We start from the raw sequence: 18,362 nt of genomic DNA, 5'->3' as shown, positions 1-18,362 counted from the left end.
TGTCTCCTCACCCGCGCAGGATCTTTGCGTTGAGCGCCATGTTTCCGGCGAACTGGTCGTTGACCACCTGGTACGAGTCCAGGCGACGCTGGAGGTTCGCGTCGTAGCGGCCGAGCTTGACGAAGCCGTCGGCGATCCAGCCGTTGTCCGACCCGGTCCCGTCGACGAACTCCCGGTACGTGGTCCCGCCCGGCCAGATCACCTTGCCGAGCAGCGCCCCGAACGCGGTCATGTCCGCCGCCGTCCAGCCCTGCTTGTGGTCCTTGGCCTCGACCACGTACGCGATCACCCCGTTGCCGTGCCCCACGTCCTGCCCGGGCCGGCGGGCCGAGCCCCACACGTCGCTCCAGAAGTACGCGGTCGGCTCCACCGGATTGCGCATCATCTGGTTGCGCAGCTGGGCGCTGATCGTGTCGTGCACCTGCTTGTACCGGGCCCGCCGGTCCGGGTCGGTGGCGAGCTGCCCCAGGTTGAGCGCGATCAGCGCCCAGTGCGAGGCCATGTGGGTGCGGTCCCGGAAGATCGTCTCGCCGGCGCCCCGGGAGTACCACTTCTCGAAGACCTCCACCTCGGCGAAGGTGTGCAGTCGCTCGTAGACGGCGCGGTAGCTCGCGTTCGCGTACACCGCGGTGCTCTGCCGCATGGCGACCAGCAACTGGGTGGCGTACCGCCAGAAGTAGCTCTCGTAGAGCGGCACCTCGTCGCCGCCCTCGCCGGACTTGCTCGACGGCCAGCCGCGGTACCCGTCCCGGAAGCTGCTGCCGGGCAGCGAGGTGGACGGCACGGCCGAGGACGCCACGTTGTCGACGTAGGCGATCGCCCGGTCCAGGTAACGCAGCGCGCCGGTGGCCCGGAACATCGCCACGTTCGCGTCCAGCGTGTACGACAGGTCGTAGTGGTCCTGGCTGTCCCGGGACCGGCTCAGCGGCTGCGCGGTCCGCGCCTGGTAGTCCCAGCTGCGCTCGAACAAGCCGGTCCAGTAGCTGACCGGCTTCAGCTTGACCGTCGTCTCCGCCGGTGGCTCGGCCACCGGCTCGGCCGGGGGCAGCGGCTCGGCGTTGCACGGCCGGGCCGCGCTGTTCGCCGCGGTCACGGCCACCACCGAGCCGACGCCCAGCAGCAACACCGCCCGCCGCCCGAATCGTTGATGGGAAGTCATCGTGGTACTGCCTCTCGCTCGCGGGCAGGCGCGGCGGCGGACGCCGTCCGGTCCTGCGTGACCGCGGCCGCGGCGGCCATCGCGGCGAAGATCCAAGCGAGCCGGGCGTCGTAGTAGTCACCGGAGAACAGGCTGCTCAGCGCCACGAACACGGCCGCCGACACGGCGAGCCCGGTCACCTGTGGGCGGGCGCCGCCACCGCGTACGGTCCTTGTCCAGAGTATGACCGCGAGGGTGAGCAGCCCGAGGCCGATCAGTCCGCCTTCCGCCACGACGGCGAGCACGTAGTTGTGCGGGTACTCGATCATCTGGTTGATGCCGATCGTCCCGTAGAAGCCGTCCAGGCCGCTGCCACCGATCGGGTGGTCCCACCCCAGCTTCAGCGCGGCGGCCCAGATGTCGGTGCGGTTCGACGTGTACTGCTCCTCGACCGTCTGTTCGACGAACCGCTCCTGGAACAGCGCGGTGAAGGCCGGTGGCGCGGTGAACCAGATGACGATCCCGGCGGTCACCACGAACGCGGCGGCACCGGTCACCGGGCCGAGCCTGAGCCGGCCGCGGATCTTCCAGAGCGCGTAGCCGCCGACAACCCCGGCGGCGAGCAGGGCGCCCCGCGACCCGGAGAGGAACGCAGCCAGCAGCAGCAGCGGCGTGGCCAGCAGCCACAGCAACCGCCGATGGATCAGGGCGAGCGCGATCGCGCTGATCACGCCGAGCAGTTCGATGCGGACGAAGACGTTGGGCCCGCCGCCGAACGCCGAGTAACGACCCTGCTCGCCGGGGCCGTTGATGAAGATGGCGGCCAGCCCGAACACGATCCCGGTGACGTAGAACAGCAGGAAGGTGTACCGGACGGCGCGGTCCGGGTCGCCCAGCGTCCAGTAATAGAACATCAGCGTCAGCGTGGCGAGCAGGACCATGTCCAGGACCTGCGCGCCGATCCGGGCGGCCGGTGGCGCCCACAGCGCCGAGGCGATCTGGAACAGGAAGAACAGCAGGGTGACGACCAGCCAGGTCTCGTCCCGGCCGGTCCGCTGCCGCTCGACCCGGCGGCTGATGTCCAGGACCAGCAGGACCAGCGCCACCAGCAGGCCGACCACCCGCAGGTCGACCCAGCCCAGGCTGGTGAACCCGGCCCGGTCCAGGGTGAACCGGCCGCCGACCGCGATCAGCACGAGCAGCAGCCCGGGCGCCAGGAACACCCGCGGCTCAGACACGGCTCTTGTCTTTCACCAGACGGCTCGCCACCAGCGCGAACACCAGGCAGGCGCCATATCCGGCAAGTGAGCCGTAGGCCGCGCCGAGGATGCCCAGCCGGGGGATGAGCAGCAGGTACACCGCGAAACTCACGGCGAAACCGGTGATCTCGGCGGCCGACACCAGCGTGCCGTGGCCGCGGGCGATCAGCAGGCCCAGGGTGATCCGGGAGATCGCGTACAGGCCGGCGGCGACGACCAGCGGCAGCACGACCACCTTGGCCGGCGAGTACTGGTGGCCGAAGACCGGGACGATCAGCAGGTAGAGCCCGCCGGCCACGAACGGGACCACGACCAGCGTGTAGACGGCGGCGGCCAGGATGATCGGGGTGGCCCGCAGGGTGCCGTCGTTGTGCGCGGCCCGCCACCTGCCCAGCCGGGCGTCGGCGAAAGCGCGCAGCGGCCAGGCCAGCAGCTCGGTCATGGTGGCGACGCTGGTGTAAAGGCCGAGCGCCGCGGTGGAGGCGAGGGCCGGGATGACCAGGCGGTCCACCCGGAGCATCGCCATGTTGGAGATGGCCGCGGGGAACAGCGACAGACCCTCGCGGCGGACCATCCGGCCCTGCTCGTGGCGTACCGGGGCGGCGTTCGGGTCGGGCGGCAGGCGCAGCCAGATCGCCAGGTAGACGATGGTCGGCGCGGCGCCGGCGACCAGGTAGGCGAGGAACCAGACCTCCGGGTGCGAGGTGTGCGCGGCGTACAGGCCGACCAGCATGACCAGCAGCAGGCCGGACTCGATCACCCGGCACATCATGAAGTCGCGCACCCGGCCCACCGCGATCGCGATCGACCGGGTGGCCAGCGAGGACGCCTCGACCACGGTGTACCAGGCCAGCATCGCGACGATCACCGGGCCGGGGTTGCTCCGGTGCGGCGCGACCGCTGTGAAGATCACGGCTCCGGCCAGGCCGACCGCACACGGCACCAGAAGCAGTTTCGCGTACGCCCGGACCGCCGGTCCCGGGGCCACGTTGTGATAGGTGGCCACGAAGCTGCGCTCGGTGCCCAGCAGCAGCACCTGGGTCGCCAGGTAGGTGACCTGCAACAGCAGCGCGACCTCGCCCCGGTGGGTCGGGGTCAGCGAGCGGACCATCAGGATGTTCGCCGCGAAGGCCACCGCGCCGGTGAGCATCTGCGAGGCGATCAGCTGGACGTAGGGTTCCCGGAGGTGCCCGATCAGCCACGTGAGCCGGTTGACCCGGCGGGACGCCGGCTCCGCCGTGGTCGTCTGCTGGTCCACCCGCAGTTCACTCACCGTCTGGCCGCTTCTCTGGCTCCGGATCCGGCTCGGCCGCGGGCGCCGGCGCCGGGCTCGTCGGCTCTATCACGGGCGCCTTTCCGCGGGCTATCTCGTCCGGAGCCCCGTCCAGGGCCGCGTTGACCACCCGGGCCCGGCCGCGGACCACGCCGGCCGGGGGCCGGGGCGCCGGGATGCCGCCGGCCGGCGCCGCCTCGTCCGGCTCGTCCAGCGGGATGAGCAGTTCGGACGCGGGCACCTGGGAGGCGTCCGGCCAGGCCTGGCCGGTGGGCAGTTTGCGGGGCAGGGCGTTGAGGACCGCGCCGGCCAGCTTGGCGCCGACCTTCTCCAGCAGCTCCATCGACTTCTCGACGTCCGCCGTCCGGGTCCGGTTGGCGCGGACCACCAGCAGCGCGCTGTCGGTCACCTTGCCGAGCACCGCGGCGTCGGCGGGCCCGTTCAGCGGTGGCGCGTCGACCAGCACCACGTCGAACCGCTCGGTGAGGGTGCGGACGGTGGCCGGCAGCCGGGGCGAGGCGAGCAGCCCGCCCGGGTCGGGGCTCTGCTGGCCGGCCGGCAGCACGGTGAGCCGCCCGTTCAGCGACTCGCACAGCACGTCCGGGACCCGCGCGGCGCCGGAGAGCACCTCGGCCAGGCCGGGCGCCGGGTCGAGGGAGAGGTAGCGGCCGACTCCGGGGGTGCGCAGGTTGGCGTCCACCAGCACGACCCGCGCGCCGGTCTCGGCCATCGCGATGGCCAGCCCGCAGGTGACCGCGGTGGTGCCCTCCTTGCGGCTGGTGCCGGCCAGCAGCAGTGACCGGCCGCGGGGGCTGCCGCGGCGCCCGTCGGTAACGCCGGGCAGCAGGCTGCGCAGCCGCCGGAACGCCTCGGCCAGCGCCTGGTCCGGGTGCTCGTCGCGGCCACGTCCCTCCAGCGAGATGACGCCGACCGTGCCGAGGCCGAGCCGGCGCAGGTCCTCCTCCTCGGCCACGGTCTTGCCGGAGAACTCCCGGATCGCCACCGCGATCGCGCCGATCAGCAGGCCGAGCACCGCGGCGAAGCCGGCGTTGCGGGCGAGTCCGCTGGGCTGCTTGACGGTCTCCGCCTCCTGGAGGATCGAGATGGACGGGGCCGGGCCGCCGTCCGGGCTCGGCGTGGCGATCCCCTTGGCGACCGTGACCAGCACCGCCGCGGCGGTGGTGACGATCTCCCGGCTGCGCGCCGCGCTGGGGTCGACGGCGGCGATGGCGAGCAGGTCGGTGCCCTCGCTGACCTGGGCGGACAGGCTCTTGCGGACCTGCTCGGCGGTGATCTGAGGACCGAGCTCGGCGACCACGCCCTCGGCGACCCGGGGACCGGTGAGCAGGGCGATGTAGGAGTTGAGCCGGCGGGAGTTGGCGTCCGGGTCGCCGGTGCCGGCCGAGACGAACAGCAGCATCGACGACTTGTAGGCGGGTTTCGCGGTGAGGGTCAGGCCGGCCGCGACGGTGGTGGCCACCAGCACCGGGATCAGCAGCCAGAGCCATCGGCGGCGGCAGGCCCGGAGATATGCGCGTAGTTCCACTTTGTCAGATCCCCCCGTGTCAGGACTGCTGGGTCAGCACGGCTCGGCGGCCCGCCGCCCGGGTCAGTACCGCCTCGAAGCGTTCGTAGAGCTGGTCCCGGGAGAACTCGTCGACGGCCAGGCGATGGGCCGCGGCCCGGGCCTTGACCAGCCAGTCCTCGTCCCGCACCCGGTCGGCCATCAGCTCCCCGGCGGCGTCCGCGTCGTACGGGTCGAGGACCAGCCCGGCGCCGGTCTCGGTGATCAGGTCGGCCTGCCAGCCGCCGTAGTTGACGGCGATCGGCCGGGACGCGGCGAGCGCGTCGAAGAACTTGTTGGCCGAGTTGTCCCAGAGGCCGCGGATCGGCCGGACCATGCTGGTCGACATGGTCGCGGCGCCCAGGATCACCGGCAGCTCGGACTTGGGGACCTTCTCCCACATCCGGACTGTCGCGTCGAGCAGGCCGTGCTCGGCGGCGAGCCGTCCGGTGCTCTCCCACTCCTTGCCGTGCCCGACGATCAGCACCTGGATCTCCGGGTCCAGCTCGCGCATCCGCCGGGCCGCGCGGATCAGGTACTCCACCCCGTTCACCGCGCCCAGCGCGCCGGTGTAGACGATCAGCGGCCGGTCGCCGAGCCAGCGGTGTTCGCCGCGGAACCGCTTGACCTGCGCCGGGTCGACGTGGAAGAGGTCCAGGTCGGCGGCGTTCGGCACCACGGTGACCGGGGTGCCGGGGCGGCGCCTGGTCACCCCGGCGGCCATCCCGGGGGAGAGGGCGACCACCTCGGCGGCGTTGCGATAGGCGAAGGTCGCCAGCGCGCCGGCCAGGCCCCGGGTGACCGGGTTGCGCAGCGCGCCCATCTCGATCGGCACCTCCGGCCAGAGGTCACGGACCTCGAAGACGAACGGCACCCGGCGCAGCCGAGCGGCGAGTACACCGGGTACCGCGACGGTGAGCGGGGTGCTGGTGGCGAAGACCAGGTCCGCGCTCATCCGGGCCGCGCGGGTGGTGGCGAGCACCATGAACTCCGCGAACGCGCGCAGCCGGCGGGCGTACGACATGTGGTTGTTGTAGGGGATCCGGAACCAGTGGACGGTGATCCCGTCCTCATGGGTGATCTTCCACCCCAGCTCCCGGTCACCCGGGGTGATGTCGGTGGTGATCACGTCGACCGTGTGCCCGCGTGCCACCAGCCGCTTCGCCTGCTCGTAGGAGCGGATGCCGCCGGCCATCCCCGGGTTGCAGTAGTACTGGTGGATGTAGACGATGCGCATCCGCGGTCACCCTTCCTGCTCGTGGACGGCCGACCGGACGGCGGCCACCACCCGATCCCGGTCGTGCCCGGTGAGGGCGGAACCGCTGGGCAGGCAGAGCCCGCGGTGGAAAAGGTCGGCGCTGACCGCGCCGCCGCGCATCACGCAGTCCCGGTACACCGGTTGCAGATGCATCGGCTTCCAGGTGGGGCGCGCCTCGATGTCGGCTTTCGCGAGCTCGGCCACGATCAGATCGCGGGTCCGCTGCGAGTCGACCAGCAGACAGGTCAGCCACCAGTTCGGTACGCCATAGCCCGCCACCGGCAGGAAGTCGAACCCGCTCAGGTCGCCGAGCGCCGCCCGGTAATGCTCGAAGGTCACCCGGCGCGCCTCGATCATCGACGGCAGCCGCTGCAACTGTCCCCGCCCGACCGCGGCGAGCAGGTTGCTGAGCCGGTAGTTGTAGCCGACCGTGCGGTGCTCGTAGTGCGCCACCGGCTCGCGCGCCTGGGTGGACAGGTGCCGGACCTGACCGGCGACCGAGCCGTCGTCGGTGACCAGCACCCCGCCGCCGCCGGTGGTGACGATCTTGTTGCCGTTGAACGAGAGCACCCCGGCCAGCCCGAACGACCCGGCCGGGCGGTCCCGGTAGGTCGCGCCCAGGGCCTCGGCGGCGTCCTCGATCAGCGGGACGCCGTATCGGTCGCAGGCCTCCAGGATGGGCTGGTAGTCGGCGCACTGCCCGTACATGTCGACGGTGATCACGGCGCGCGGCAGCTGGCCGCGGACCGAGCGGCCGCGCAGCTCGTCGACGAGGATCTGCGGGTCGACGTTCCAGCTCTCCGGGGTGCTGTCCAGGAAGACCGGGCGGGCGCCGAGGTACATCACCGCGTTGGCGGTGGCCGCGAAGGTGAACGACGGGACCAGCACGGTGTCGCCGCGGCGCACCCCGGCCGCGATCAGCGCCAGGTGCAGGGCGGCGGTGCCGCTGCTGAGCGCCACCGCGTGCCGGACGCCGACGAGCTCGGCGCACTTGGCCTCGAAGGCGTCCAGGTCCGGCCCGACCGGCGCGACCCAGTTCGAGTCGAACGCCTCCAGCAGCAGTTTCCGCTCGACGTCGGTGACGTCGGGTGGGCTGAGATAGATCCGTGGCTCAGTCATGGACTCGGGTCCGCACTGCCATCAGCGGCCAGGCCGGGTGCAGCCCCTGCCGGTGGATCCCCATCGGTGAGTCGCCGGGGTGCATGGCCGGGCGCAGCGTCGAGGAGAAGCTGCGGTACCCGGCCCGTTCGGCCGCCCGCACCTCCCGCTCGGTGAAGTCCACCCGGGGATAGCCGTACGGCGCGGCGAAGTCCCGGATCTCGATCCCCAGCTCGTCCTCCAGCTCCGCCTTGGAGTCGGCGATCTCGTGCCACACCTCGTCGTCGTCCTGGTCGGCCAGCCGGTGATGGGTCACCGTGTGCGAGCCGATCGCGAACCCGGCCCGCTGGATGTCCCGGACGTCGTCCCAGCTCAGGTTCCCGGGCCGGCCGATCAGTCCGGTGGTGACGAAGAAGGTGGCCGGCAGCTTCAGCTCCAGCAGCATCGGCACGACCACGTCACGCCAGCTCAGGTGACCGTCGTCGAAGTTGAGGCAGAACGTCGGCTCGGTCAGCGGCCGCTCGTCGGCCAGCACCGCGAGGGCCTCCTCCCAGCTCACCATGGTCCCGATCCGGCTCATCCGGCGCAGGTGGCGGCGCAGGTCGCCGGCGTACTCCGCGAGCACGTCGTGGTAGAAGGGGAAGAACAACCCGGGCGCGCTGGGCAGGCGGCGGAACAACCCGGCCGGCGCGAGCACCCGGCCCTGCGTCCGTGGCCTGGCCCGGAGGCGGGTCCGCAGGCCTAGTTCGTTCAGACGTCGTTTGATCGCCGTCGGCGCCTCCATGCGACCGGCACCCTCCCGCTCGTCGGTTCCCATCACCCTGACAAATGGATACCGGTGAGCGGCAGTAGCAATTGTCACCCCGAACGCGAGGATCATTCACGTCAATTCAGGAATGGTCCTTCCGGGCCTTGCGGAATGGCCGTCCGGCCGGGCATCATCCGGCTTCTACGCCTATTCGAGCGAGGCGAACGGATGCTTCGACTGCAACGGGTGGAGCCGAGTGCCGCCCTCACCGCCGACCGAGCCACCTACCAGGACCGCCTCATCTTCCACACTCCGGAGTGGCTCGCGTTCGTGGCCGAGTGTCAGCGCGCCGAGCCGGTGCTGGCCACGGTCAGCGACGACGGCGCCACGGTGGGCCACTTCACCGGTCTGCTCACCCGCCGCTGGGGCCTGCGCATCCTGGGCAGTCCGATGGCCGGCTGGACCACCTCCTACCAGGGATTCAACCTCCAGCCAGGGGTGTCCCGGCGGGCTGCCCTGCGGGCGTTGCCGGGGTTCGCCTTCGACCAGCTGGGCTGTGCGCACCTGGAGGTGCGGGACCGGGCCGCGACCGAGGCCGACTGGACCGGCCTGGACCTGCGCTGGGACGCGGCGCCCACCGCGGTGATCGACCTGAGCCCGGACGAGGACGCCCTGTTCGGCGCGATGGCCAGTGCCTGCCGGCGCAATATCCGGAAGGCCGCCAAGTCCGGCGTGATCATTGAGGAGGCGGAGCCGGATCCGGCATTCGCCGACGAATTCTACGATCAATTGCGGGACGTTTTCGCGAAGCAGAATCTGGTTCCCACCTATTCGGTGGAACGGGTGAAGTCGTTGATCCGACATCTCGCTCCGGCGGGCCGGATCACTCTGCTGAGGGCTCGCGACGGCGACGGCCGGTGCATCGCCACCGCGGTGCTGCCCTGGTACCACCGGACCATGTACTTCTGGGGCGGCGCGAGTTACCGCGAGCACCAGCACCTGCGTCCGAACGAGGCGCTGATCTGGCACGCGCTGCGGTGGGCCAGGGCGCGCGGGGTGACCGAGTTCGACTTCGTCGGCTCGAACTCCTACAAGGAGAAGTACGGCACCGTCGAGGTTCCGGTCCCGTGGGGGCGGCAGTCGCGGTCGCCGCTGATCGCCACGCTCCGGGACACCGCGAAGCAGGCGTTCGCGCTCAAGCAGCGGACGGCGGCGCGGCTGACTCGTTTCAAGGAGCCCGAGGCTGTTACGCGCCCGTGAAAGACTTTGAAAGAAACGTGCGACTTTCATGCGTACGCTAATCGCTCTTTGCATCTGATCTTGTGCTGAAATCCGTCTTGAACTGGCCTTTTACTGAGTCGTCACGCGGCTGAAACGCAATGCAAGAACAGCAAGAGCTTGCGTTGAATGGTTGCCGTCAATAGCGTTCCGTCAATGACACACGAGGGAATCCGGCGCTGGATCGCCGGAGTCGGCGTGGCCGTCATGGCGGCCCTGGCGCTGACCGCGCCCGCCGCCGCGGCGGACGCCGGCACCAGCACCTTCTGGGTGCTGTTGCGGGAGAAGACCGACTTCAGCGCCGCGAGCGGCGCGAAGACCAAGGCCGCGCGGGGGCAGGCCGTGGTCCGGGCCGCGCAGACCGGCGCGCGGCTCCACCAGGCCGGGCTGCGGGAGCTGCTCGGCAAGCGCAAGGTGCCGTTCGAGAGCTTCTGGATCGCCGACACCATCAAGGTCACCGGAACCGCCGCGCTGCGCAAGGAGATCGCCGCCCGCCCCGACGTGAAGGGGATCGTCGCGGACACCCCGATCGTGCTGCCGAAGCCGGCCGCCGGGAGCGCGCAGGCCGAGGTGCAGGGCAACGAGTGGAACATCGACCGGATCGGCGCGCCCCGGGTCTGGGCGGAGAAGGGCGACACCGGGCAGGGCATCGTGATCGCCAACGTGGACACCGGCGTCCAGTTCGATCACCCGGCGCTGGCCGCGTCCTACCGCGGGCGGCAGGCCGACGGTTCCTACCGGCACGACTACAACTGGTACGACCCGTCGCACGTCTGCTCCGGCGCCGCGCCGTGCGACAACGCCGGGCACGGCACGCACACCATGGGCACGATGGTCGGCGCGGACGGCATCGGCGTCGCCCCGGGCGCGAAGTGGATCGCCGCGAAGGGCTGCGAGTCGCAGTCCTGTTCCGCGTCCGCGCTGCTCGCGGCCGGTCAGTGGATCGTCGCGCCGACCGATCTCAGCGGCGCGAACCCCCGGCCCGACCTGGCCCCGGACATCGTCAACAACTCCTGGGGCGGCGCGGCCGGCTTCGACCCGTGGTACTCCGACGTGGTCCGCGCCTGGACCGCGGCCGGCATCTTCCCGGCGTTCTCCAACGGCAACTCCGGACCGGGCTGCGCCACCGCGACCACGCCCGGCTCCTACACCGACGTGTACTCGTCCGGCGCGTTCGACGTGACCGGCGCGATCGCCTCGTTCTCCAGCCGGGGCACCGGGCAGGACGGCGGGATCAAGCCGGACCTGGCCGCGCCCGGCGTCGACGTCCGCTCCAGCGTGCCGGGCGACGCCTACGCCTCGTACAGCGGGACGTCGATGGCCTCCCCGCACACCGCGGCGACCGTCGCGCTGATCTGGGCGGCGGTGCCCGCGCTGCGCCGGGACCTGACGGCCACCCGGGAGATCCTCGACGTCACCGCCACCGACGCCGACGACACCTCGTGCGGCGGGACGGCCGCCGACAACAACGTCTTCGGGCAGGGGCGGCTCGACGCGTACGCGGCGGTCAGCCTGGCGCTCAGCCCGGCCGGGACGCTCACCGGCACGGTCACCGGGGCCGGTGGCGCGCTCGCCGGCGCGACGGTCACCGTCACCGGTCCGGCCACCCGGACCACCTCCAGCGCGGCCGACGGCGGCTACCGGTTCGGCCGCCTCCCGGCGGGCCGGTATCAGCTGAGCGTGACCGCTTTCGGCTATGACAGCTTCCAGCTCGCGGTGACGGTCGGCGAGGGCGACTCGGTGCGGGCCGACGCGGCGCTCACGGCGAGTGCGTCCGGCATCGTGAGCGGGGTGGTCAGCGTCGGCGGCGACCCGGCGGCGGGCGCGACGGTCGCGCTCGCGGGCACGCCGGTCTCGGTCACCACGGGCGCCGACGGCGCCTATCGGCTCGCTGCCCCGCACGGGGATTACCAGCTCAAGGTGGATCCGCTGGGTGGCTGCGCCACCGGAGCGACCCGATCACTCACGGTCCGCGGGGACGTCACGGTCGATGTCGCGCTGAGCCAGGTCAGGGACGCTTTCGGGTACGCCTGCACCCCGGCCGAGGAGGCGTACCGGCCGGGAACCACCCGGGTGGATCTGACCGGTGACGACGCGGCGGCCGAGGTGACGCTGCCGTTCGCGGTGCCGTTCTACGGGACCGGGTACCGGCACGCCTGGGTGAGCACGAACGGCGTGATCGCTTTTGATCAGGCGGTGCACTCCTACGCCAACACGGATCTGCCGGACACGGCCGTGCCGAACAACGCGCTCTACCCGTTCTGGGACGACCTCTACGTGGACGACGCGGCGGGCGTCTACACCGCCGCGGACGCGGACACGTTCGTGGTCGAGTGGCGCAACGTGCGGTTCTTCGGGGACGAGACGCAGCGGCTGTCGATCAGCGCGATCCTGCACTCGGACGGGCGGGTGACATATCGCTATCGGGATCTGTCCGGGGCTCGCACGGGTGGGAACAGTGCCACGATCGGGGTGGAGAACGCGGACGGGACGGTGGGGCTGGCTTTCGCGTACGGGAAATCGGTGGTCAGCGAAAGCGTCGGGGTGACCTTCGCCCCGGGAGCCGTGAATCGGATCGCGGCCACCTTCAACGTGCATCGCGAAACCGTCTGGGGACAGAACGTCTTCGTCGCCGGCAACATCGCTGAGCTGGGTGGCTGGGACCCGAATCGGGCGGTGCCGCTCGGTGCGGACGGCTATCCGACCTGGTCCGGGGCGGTGAACCTGCCGCCGAACACGGCGGTCGAGTTCAAATACCTGGTCAAGAATCCGGACGGTTCGGTGATCTGGGAATCGGGTGCGAATCGCAGCACGGTGACGCCGCCGACCGGGCAGTACATCACGCACGACGACTTCCGTTCCTGAATGGGTTCTCCCGGCCCATCCGGAGGGCCGGGAGAACGTCCTCAATTCAGGACCAGCGTCTTCTGCGCCAGCTCGTAGGCGGGCAGCATTTCGGTGTGCTCGCCGCTGTCGAAGCTGTCCAGCGAGACCAGCACCAGGCCCTTGCCCGAGTCGACGACGAACGCCGACTCCTTTTCCAGGGTGCCGTCGAGCTGGCTCTTCTGCTGGTAGTCGACGGTCAGGCCGGGCTTGCCGCCGATCGGCGTCTCGGTGAACGCCGGCTCCTGCGCCTTGTCGCCGATGAACGCGGTCAGGGCCGGCTTCAGCTCGGCCCGCTCGCCGGTCCAGACGCGGAGGAAGCCGAGGTTGCCGGCCGGCTTGGCGTCGATCTCGCAGGCCATCGTGAACGGGCCCTTCCTGGCCAGGGCGGCCAGCGGGTCGTCGGCCGTGACGGTGACCTGCTTGGGCTTCCAGCCGTCGGCGATGCCGAAGCTGACCGGCAGCTCGCAGCCGCTGCCGGCGGCGCCGACCTTGGCCGTCGCCGGCTCTTTGCTCGCCGTGGCCGGTGTCTTCTTCTCCTCGCTGTCGCAGCCGGTCAGGGCCAGGGTGGCGAGGGCGGTGAGCAGGGCGGTGCGGCACAGGGTCTTCACAGGAAGGGAAGTATAGAGTTGCCGCTCAGGCCGGACGGGTGAGGGAAAGATGAGTTGATCTCACTTTTCGCATCGGCTAGCGTACCCGCCGTGATGCGTACCCGGATTACCGCCGCAGTCCTGTTCACCGCCGCCGCGCTCAGCCTCAGCGCCTGCTCCGACGACGACAAGACCGAGGCGGGCAGCACGCCCACCACCGCCCCCGCCGCCAGCAGCGTCGCCTCGGCCCCGTCCGACGCGCCCCGGCCGGACAACACCCCGTCGCAGAACGGGGCCATCCCCGCACCGGCCGGCGGCGGGAACGCCGACAAGGTGATCTGCGAGGCCACCAACACGGCCGGCGAGTCGATGAAGACCGCGATGCTCACGATCATGAAGGCGAACAACGGCGACATCAAGCCGGCCGACGCCAAGAAGATCCTCGACGACTTCACCAAGGCGGTGAACCAGGCGCTCGACCAGGCGCCGGAGAGCACCGTCGCGACGGCGGCCCGGAAGATCTCGGACGAGGCGGCCAAGGCCGCGGCGGCGTCCGACCCGGTCGATGCGGCCGCGGCGCCCGAGTTCGAGAAGGCGGGCACGGCGTTCACCACCGCCTGCAAGACCGTGGGTGTTCCGGTCAACTTCTGACGTACGCCGTGTGCTCCGAGCGCCCGTGGCCGTGGTGGTCGCGGGCGTTCGCCGTCTCCGCACCCCCGTGATCCGTGGTCTCGTCGTCCTCGACGCCGCCCGTCGGGGGCGGGGGCGGGCTGATCGGCGCCGTCGGGTGCAGCGGCCTGCCGGTCGTCGGCGGACGGGCCGGTGGCAGGTCGGTCGGTGGCGCGACGACCGGGCCGGTGGTCCGGGTGGCGGTGACCCGCGGCCGGGCGGACGGGGCCGTCGTGTGCGGCCGGGCGCCGGGCGTGCTCGGTGCCGGGGTGATCGAGGCGGACAGGGCGGGACGGGTCACCGCGCCGGTGGTGGCGTCGCTGACCGGGACGGGCGTGATCATCGGGGCCGGTGGCCGGGGCTGTGGCCCGCCGCCGCGTGAGGCGGCGACCGCCGTGCCGATCCCGGCCACGGCCGCGGCGGCGATGACCAGGCTTTTTCGCATCTCGGGCCTCCGCGCGGGCGATTCGGCGGCCCAGTGTCGCACGGCGTCGGGGCTGGTCGCCATGGGTGACGACCAGCCCCGCCGGGGTCAGCCTCTGGCCTCCGCCACGTGGATGGCCGCGGCGCTTGCCGGGGTCAGCGTTTCGCTGCCGCGACCGCGTCGCGGACGGTCGCCGCGCTTGCCGGGGTCCCCGGCTCGCCGTACGGCCCGTACGGCGTCACGTAGACCGGGGTGTCCCGCTGGGTCCGCCAGTTCTCGGCGAGCGGCCCGACGTCCACCGCGTCGTAGCCGATCCGGTCGAGGAACTCGGTGACCACGAGTTTCGCCGCCGCGTCGTCACCGGCGATCGGCAGTGCGGACCGCTCCGCCGAACCCGCCGGACGGGCCAGGGTGGCCAGGTGCCCGAACCAGATGTTGTTGAAGCCCTTCACCACCTTGCTGTCCGCGAGGTGCTGCTGGAGCAGCTCACCGGTGGTGCTCGTGTCCTCGTCCAGGGCGGCGATCTGCCCGTCCCGCTCCGGGTAGTAGTTGTTCGTGTCGATCACGACCTTGCCCGCGAGCGGCTCGACCGGCACGTCCGCATAGGCCTTCAGCGGCACGGTCACCACCACGATGTCCCCGGCCGCGGCAGCGTCGGCCGCCGTCCCGGCCCGCGCCCGCGGCCCCAGCTCCGCGACGAGGCCCGCCAGGGTCTCCGGCCCGCGGGAGTTGCTCAGCACCACGTCATACCCGGCGGCCACGGCGAGCTGCGCCACGGTGCTCCCGATGTTTCCACTGCCGATGAGTCCGATCGTCGTCATACCAGCGCGAACCCCGCTCGTCCCGCCCCGATTCCGGCCGGGCCCCAGACGTGACAGGTGGCACATCCGGGATCGGTTCGACGGGGTGGATCTTGGGTGACAGGGCGCCCTCCAGCGGCTCCATCCGGTGACGGAGCGGCTCGGGGCGAGCGCGCCGAGCCGCTGCCCGCCCCGCTCCTGTCCATCGTGCTCTGTGCGGGCCCGCCGGCTACTGCGCGCGGGCGGCGGCGACGGTACGCCGGGCGTCGCGCCAGGCCACCCAGCCCGTCCGCAGGCGCGGGGAGGACACGGGCTCACCCCGGCGGCGGGCCCGGAGCTGGGCGATCAGCCACGGTGGCGCGGCCGCCTCCGCCACGGCCCGCGACTTCGTCAGCAGCGTGCCGTGCCGCAGGGCGTGCCGGCCACGAGCCATCGAGGTGAGGCTCAGGTCGGCGAGCACCGGGTCCCGGAAGATCCACGGGCGGCGGGCGGCCCACGCCCAGTAACCGGTGAGCTCGGCCCGGGCCGCGGCGCGGATGTCGTCGTCGCTCATCGGGGGCAGCAGCTCGCCCGGCGCCCGGCCGAAGATCGGATAGCCGTGCCGGACCAGCTCGGCCCGGGTGACGCCGGAGAGGATCCGCCGCACCAGCATCCCGTGCGTCCAGGTCGGATGCTCGGCGGCCAGGTCGCCGAGGCGGTCCGCGCACACGTAGACGCAGCCCAGGTTGAGCGCCGGGTCGACGCCGGCGTGCATCGCGGCGATCCGGGCCGGATCGGGGACCGCCGGCACGATCGCGACCAGGTCGAGGTCGCTGACGCCGGGTATGTAGTCGCCGGTCGCGAGGGACCCGGCGACCAGCAGGTCGGTCGCCCAGCCGGCGGCCGCCAGCCGGTCGCCGAACTCGTCGACCGCTTTCATGCCGCCACGCTAGTCGGCCGCGGGCTGGATCCAGTCGAAGGTGCGTTCCACGGCGCGCTGCCAGTTGGCGTACTCGGTCTTGCGCAGATCCGGGTCCATGGCCGGCATCCACTGGCCGGCGATGTGCCAGTTGCGGCGCAGGCCGTCCAAATCCGGCCAGTATCCGACGGCCAGCCCGGCCGCGTAGGCCGCGCCGAGCGAGACCGTCTCCACCGCCAGCGGCCGGACCACCGGCACGTCCAGGACGTCCGCGATCATCTGCATCAGCAGGTTGTCCGCGGTCATCCCGCCGTCGACCTTGAGGGTTTTCAGGGCCAGGCCGGAGTTCGCGTTCATCGCGTCGACCACCTCGCGGGTCTGCCAGGCGGTCGCCTCCAGGACCGCGCGGGCCAGATGCCCCTTGGTGATGTACGAGGTCAGCCCCACGATCACCCCGCGCGCCTCGGATCGCCAGTGCGGCGCGTACAGCCCGGAGAACGCCGGCACGATGTAGCACCCGCCGTTGTCCGCGACCGTCCGGGCCAGCGTCTCGATCTCCGGGGCACTGGAGATCAGCTCCAGCTGGTCGCGGAACCACTGGACCAGCGAGCCGGTGATCGCGATCGAGCCCTCCAGGGCGTAACTGGCCGGGGAGCCGGCGACCTGGTACGCGACCGTGCTGAGCAGCCCGTGCCCCGGCCGGATCAGCTCGTGACCGGTGTTGAGCAGCAGGAAGCTCCCGGTGCCGTACGTGCACTTGGCCTCGCCGGAGGTGAAGCAGGTCTGGCCGAACAGGGCGGCCTGCTGATCACCGAGGGCGGCGCCGATGCGTACCCCGGGAAATGCCTCCGAAGCGGTGCCGAAGGCGCCGATCGAAGCCCTGACCTCCGGCAACATCGCGCGGGGGATCCCGAAGAAGTCGAGCGCCTCCGGTGACCAGTCGAGGGTGTGCACGTCGAGCAGCATGGTGCGGCTGGCGTTGGTCACGTCGGTGACGTGCGCGCCGCGGGTCATGTTCCAGATCAGCCAGGTCTCCATGGTCCCGCAGAGCACCTCACCGCGCTCCGCCCGCTGCTGGAGGCCGGGCGTGTGATCGAGCATCCAGCGCAGTCGCGGCCCGGAAAAATACGTCGCCAGCGGCAAACCGGAGATATCAGAAATACGAGCTGCCAGTGACCGCGACGCGAGGTCGTGAACGAGCGCGTCGGTCCTGGTGTCCTGCCAGATGATCGCGCGCCCGATCGGGACGCCGGTCAGCCGGTCCCAGATCACCGTGGTCTCCCGCTGATTGGCGATGCCGACCGCGGCCACCTGGTCGAGGGTGATTCCGGCCCGGCGCAGCGCCCGCGGCGCCAGGCGCTCCACGTTGCGCCAGATCTCCATGGCGTCGTGCTCCACCCAGCCCGGTTTCGGGAAGTGCTGCTTGTGCTCCTGCTGGGCCAGGGAGACCAGCCGCCCGTGCCGGTCGAACACGATGCACCGGGTCGAGGTGGTGCCCTGGTCGATCGCGACCACGTAGCGCTCGGACATGTCCGTGTCCCTCCTATGGCCGGGCCGCTCCCAAATCCCTGGAGATCGCCCGGGCCGCGTCCCGCACGCCGGTGACCAGGTGCGGGCGTGGTTTGTAGTGGCTGTCGCAGATCCGTTCGACTTGTCCGGAGACGCCGATGGCGCCGATCACCAGCCCGCCGTAACCGCGGATCGGTGCGGCGACCGCGGCCTCGCCGAGGATGTGCTCCTCGACGTCGGCGCCCCAGCCGCACGCCCGGATCTGCTCCAGGGCCGCACCGAGCTCGCGTGACGTGACCAATGTCTTCCGGGTGTAGGCCGGCAGGTCCGGATCGAGGACGCCCGCCCGGTACGCCAGCAGCACCTTCCCGAGCGCCGTGGCGTGCAACGGCAGCAAGGCCCCCACGTCCAGGGTCTGGAAGGTGTCGTCCGGCCGGAACACGTGGTGCACGACGAGCACCTGCCCCTCGTACACGGTCCCGATCCGGACCGCCTCCCCGCTGCGCGCGGCCAGCGGATCCGCCCAGTTGATCGAGCGGGACCGCAGCTCGTTGATGTCCAGATAGCTGGTCCCCAGGTGCAGCAGGGCGGCACCGAGCTGGTACTGCCCGGACACCCGGTCCTGCTCGACGAAGCCGACCCCCTGAAGCGTGCGCAGGATCCCGTGCGTGGTGCCTTTGGCCAGGTCGAGGGAGCGGGCGATCTCGCTGAGCCCGAGCCGGCCCGGCCCGCCGGCGAGCATCCGCAGGATCGCGGCCGCTCGCTCGATGGACTGCACGGTTCCCGGCATGTTTCGCACTCTATGCGACCGTGCTACGACCCGCCGTAATTGATGTTCGACAATGCCGACCGCTGTTCGTTGCTCCCGGCCACCGGCGTTCCTAGCGTCGGTCTGGCGGGGGACGTGGGTGCGAGGCGAGGTCCAGGTGGTGGCTGGCGTCGGCCGCGGAAAGGTCGCATACCGGTGTTGTAT

At 71.5% G+C, this 18,362-nt stretch carries 16 protein-coding genes; 3 read left to right on the top strand and 13 right to left on the bottom strand.

Going from position 1 to position 18,362, the window contains the following annotated elements; all coding sequences use genetic code 11:
* Positions 1–7: 7 nt before the first annotated feature.
* Genes Aiant_RS07655 through Aiant_RS07625 form a run of 7 tightly spaced genes read right to left on the bottom strand, consistent with a single transcriptional unit; the run spans position 8 to position 8,374 of the window.
* Entirely contained in the window at positions 8–1,159 is a 1,152-nt protein-coding gene (locus Aiant_RS07655; protein ID WP_189332693.1) for a hypothetical protein, read from the bottom strand.
* Positions 1,156–2,376: an O-antigen ligase family protein gene (locus tag Aiant_RS07650; RefSeq protein WP_189332694.1), complete on the bottom strand. Its 1,221-nt coding sequence runs from the start codon at positions 2,374–2,376 to the stop codon at positions 1,156–1,158. Before Aiant_RS07650 ends, Aiant_RS07655 begins: the two co-directional genes overlap by 4 nt.
* The gene (locus tag Aiant_RS07645) at positions 2,369–3,670 is read right to left on the bottom strand and encodes a lipopolysaccharide biosynthesis protein (RefSeq protein WP_229830518.1); all 1,302 of its coding nucleotides are present in this window, start codon (positions 3,668–3,670) and stop codon (positions 2,369–2,371) included. The genes Aiant_RS07650 and Aiant_RS07645 overlap by 8 nt, the downstream gene beginning before the upstream one ends.
* The gene (locus Aiant_RS07640; RefSeq protein ID WP_189332695.1) at positions 3,663–5,216 is read right to left on the bottom strand and encodes a tyrosine-protein kinase domain-containing protein; all 1,554 of its coding nucleotides are present in this window, start codon (positions 5,214–5,216) and stop codon (positions 3,663–3,665) included. The genes Aiant_RS07645 and Aiant_RS07640 overlap by 8 nt, the downstream gene beginning before the upstream one ends.
* 19 nt (positions 5,217–5,235) lie before the next feature.
* The gene (locus Aiant_RS07635) at positions 5,236–6,471 is read right to left on the bottom strand and encodes a glycosyltransferase family 4 protein (RefSeq protein WP_189332696.1); all 1,236 of its coding nucleotides are present in this window, start codon (positions 6,469–6,471) and stop codon (positions 5,236–5,238) included.
* 6 nt (positions 6,472–6,477) lie between these two features.
* Positions 6,478–7,611, bottom strand: coding sequence for an aminotransferase class I/II-fold pyridoxal phosphate-dependent enzyme (locus tag Aiant_RS07630; RefSeq protein ID WP_189332697.1), 1,134 nt, complete (start codon positions 7,609–7,611; stop codon positions 6,478–6,480).
* Positions 7,604–8,374, bottom strand: coding sequence for a polysaccharide deacetylase family protein (locus Aiant_RS07625; RefSeq protein ID WP_189332698.1), 771 nt, complete (start codon positions 8,372–8,374; stop codon positions 7,604–7,606). Before Aiant_RS07625 ends, Aiant_RS07630 begins: the two co-directional genes overlap by 8 nt.
* Positions 8,375–8,566: 192 nt before the next feature.
* On the opposite strand from Aiant_RS07625, the gene Aiant_RS07620 reads away from it, so the two are divergent.
* Both Aiant_RS07620 and Aiant_RS45500 read left to right on the top strand, forming a co-directional pair.
* Positions 8,567–9,598: a lipid II:glycine glycyltransferase FemX gene (locus Aiant_RS07620; RefSeq protein WP_189332699.1), complete on the top strand. Its 1,032-nt coding sequence runs from the start codon at positions 8,567–8,569 to the stop codon at positions 9,596–9,598.
* A gap of 174 nt (positions 9,599–9,772) precedes the next feature.
* Entirely contained in the window at positions 9,773–12,481 is a 2,709-nt protein-coding gene (locus Aiant_RS45500; protein WP_189332700.1) for a S8 family serine peptidase, read from the top strand.
* 41 nt (positions 12,482–12,522) lie between these two features.
* Here the strand turns inward: Aiant_RS45500 and Aiant_RS07610 are convergent, their stop codons facing one another.
* Positions 12,523–13,110: a lipoprotein gene (locus Aiant_RS07610; RefSeq protein ID WP_189332701.1), complete on the bottom strand. Its 588-nt coding sequence runs from the start codon at positions 13,108–13,110 to the stop codon at positions 12,523–12,525.
* A gap of 93 nt (positions 13,111–13,203) precedes the next feature.
* Between Aiant_RS07610 and Aiant_RS07605 the strand changes: the two genes are divergently transcribed.
* Positions 13,204–13,740: a hypothetical protein gene (locus Aiant_RS07605; protein WP_189332702.1), complete on the top strand. Its 537-nt coding sequence runs from the start codon at positions 13,204–13,206 to the stop codon at positions 13,738–13,740.
* Here Aiant_RS07605 and Aiant_RS07600 read toward each other — a convergent pair.
* The 5 genes from Aiant_RS07600 to Aiant_RS07580 form a co-directional block, all read right to left on the bottom strand.
* Positions 13,730–14,203 (bottom strand): hypothetical protein, encoded by a 474-nt coding sequence (locus tag Aiant_RS07600; RefSeq protein WP_189332703.1) that lies wholly within the window; start codon positions 14,201–14,203, stop codon positions 13,730–13,732. The genes Aiant_RS07605 and Aiant_RS07600 overlap by 11 nt on opposite strands.
* A gap of 134 nt (positions 14,204–14,337) precedes the next feature.
* Positions 14,338–15,003, bottom strand: coding sequence for an NADPH-dependent F420 reductase (locus Aiant_RS07595; protein WP_229830520.1), 666 nt, complete (start codon positions 15,001–15,003; stop codon positions 14,338–14,340).
* A gap of 208 nt (positions 15,004–15,211) precedes the next feature.
* On the bottom strand, positions 15,212–15,901 hold the full coding sequence (locus Aiant_RS07590; protein WP_189332705.1) for a nucleotidyltransferase family protein: 690 nt from the start codon (positions 15,899–15,901) through the stop codon (positions 15,212–15,214).
* A 9-nt stretch (positions 15,902–15,910) separates the two neighbouring features.
* Positions 15,911–17,410 (bottom strand): glycerol kinase GlpK, encoded by a 1,500-nt coding sequence (gene glpK / locus Aiant_RS07585; RefSeq protein WP_189332706.1) that lies wholly within the window; start codon positions 17,408–17,410, stop codon positions 15,911–15,913.
* 13 nt (positions 17,411–17,423) lie between these two features.
* A complete protein-coding gene (locus tag Aiant_RS07580) occupies positions 17,424–18,179 on the bottom strand; it encodes an IclR family transcriptional regulator (RefSeq protein ID WP_189332707.1) in 756 nt (251 codons plus the stop codon).
* Positions 18,180–18,362 lie beyond the last annotated feature (183 nt).

The organism is Actinoplanes ianthinogenes, assembly GCF_018324205.1.
In the GTDB taxonomy this organism is placed as follows: Bacteria; Actinomycetota; Actinomycetes; order Mycobacteriales; family Micromonosporaceae; genus Actinoplanes; species Actinoplanes ianthinogenes.
Note: the sequence above shows the minus strand (reverse complement) of the source record. Positions and strands in the feature narration are given on the sequence as shown.

Coding starts and splice junctions, on each gene's coding strand:
- Aiant_RS07595 (WP_229830520.1), bottom strand. CDS start 15,003: ATGACGACGATCGGACTCATCGGCAGTGGAAACATCGGGAGCACCGTG.
- Aiant_RS45500 (WP_189332700.1), top strand. CDS start 9,773: ATGACACACGAGGGAATCCGGCGCTGGATCGCCGGAGTCGGCGTGGCC.
- Aiant_RS07605 (WP_189332702.1), top strand. CDS start 13,204: ATGCGTACCCGGATTACCGCCGCAGTCCTGTTCACCGCCGCCGCGCTC.
- Aiant_RS07590 (WP_189332705.1), bottom strand. CDS start 15,901: ATGAAAGCGGTCGACGAGTTCGGCGACCGGCTGGCGGCCGCCGGCTGG.
- glpK (WP_189332706.1), bottom strand. CDS start 17,410: ATGTCCGAGCGCTACGTGGTCGCGATCGACCAGGGCACCACCTCGACC.
- Aiant_RS07630 (WP_189332697.1), bottom strand. CDS start 7,611: ATGACTGAGCCACGGATCTATCTCAGCCCACCCGACGTCACCGACGTC.
- Aiant_RS07620 (WP_189332699.1), top strand. CDS start 8,567: ATGCTTCGACTGCAACGGGTGGAGCCGAGTGCCGCCCTCACCGCCGAC.
- Aiant_RS07635 (WP_189332696.1), bottom strand. CDS start 6,471: ATGCGCATCGTCTACATCCACCAGTACTACTGCAACCCGGGGATGGCC.
- Aiant_RS07655 (WP_189332693.1), bottom strand. CDS start 1,159: ATGACTTCCCATCAACGATTCGGGCGGCGGGCGGTGTTGCTGCTGGGC.
- Aiant_RS07625 (WP_189332698.1), bottom strand. CDS start 8,374: ATGGAGGCGCCGACGGCGATCAAACGACGTCTGAACGAACTAGGCCTG.
- Aiant_RS07600 (WP_189332703.1), bottom strand. CDS start 14,203: ATGCGAAAAAGCCTGGTCATCGCCGCCGCGGCCGTGGCCGGGATCGGC.
- Aiant_RS07580 (WP_189332707.1), bottom strand. CDS start 18,179: ATGCCGGGAACCGTGCAGTCCATCGAGCGAGCGGCCGCGATCCTGCGG.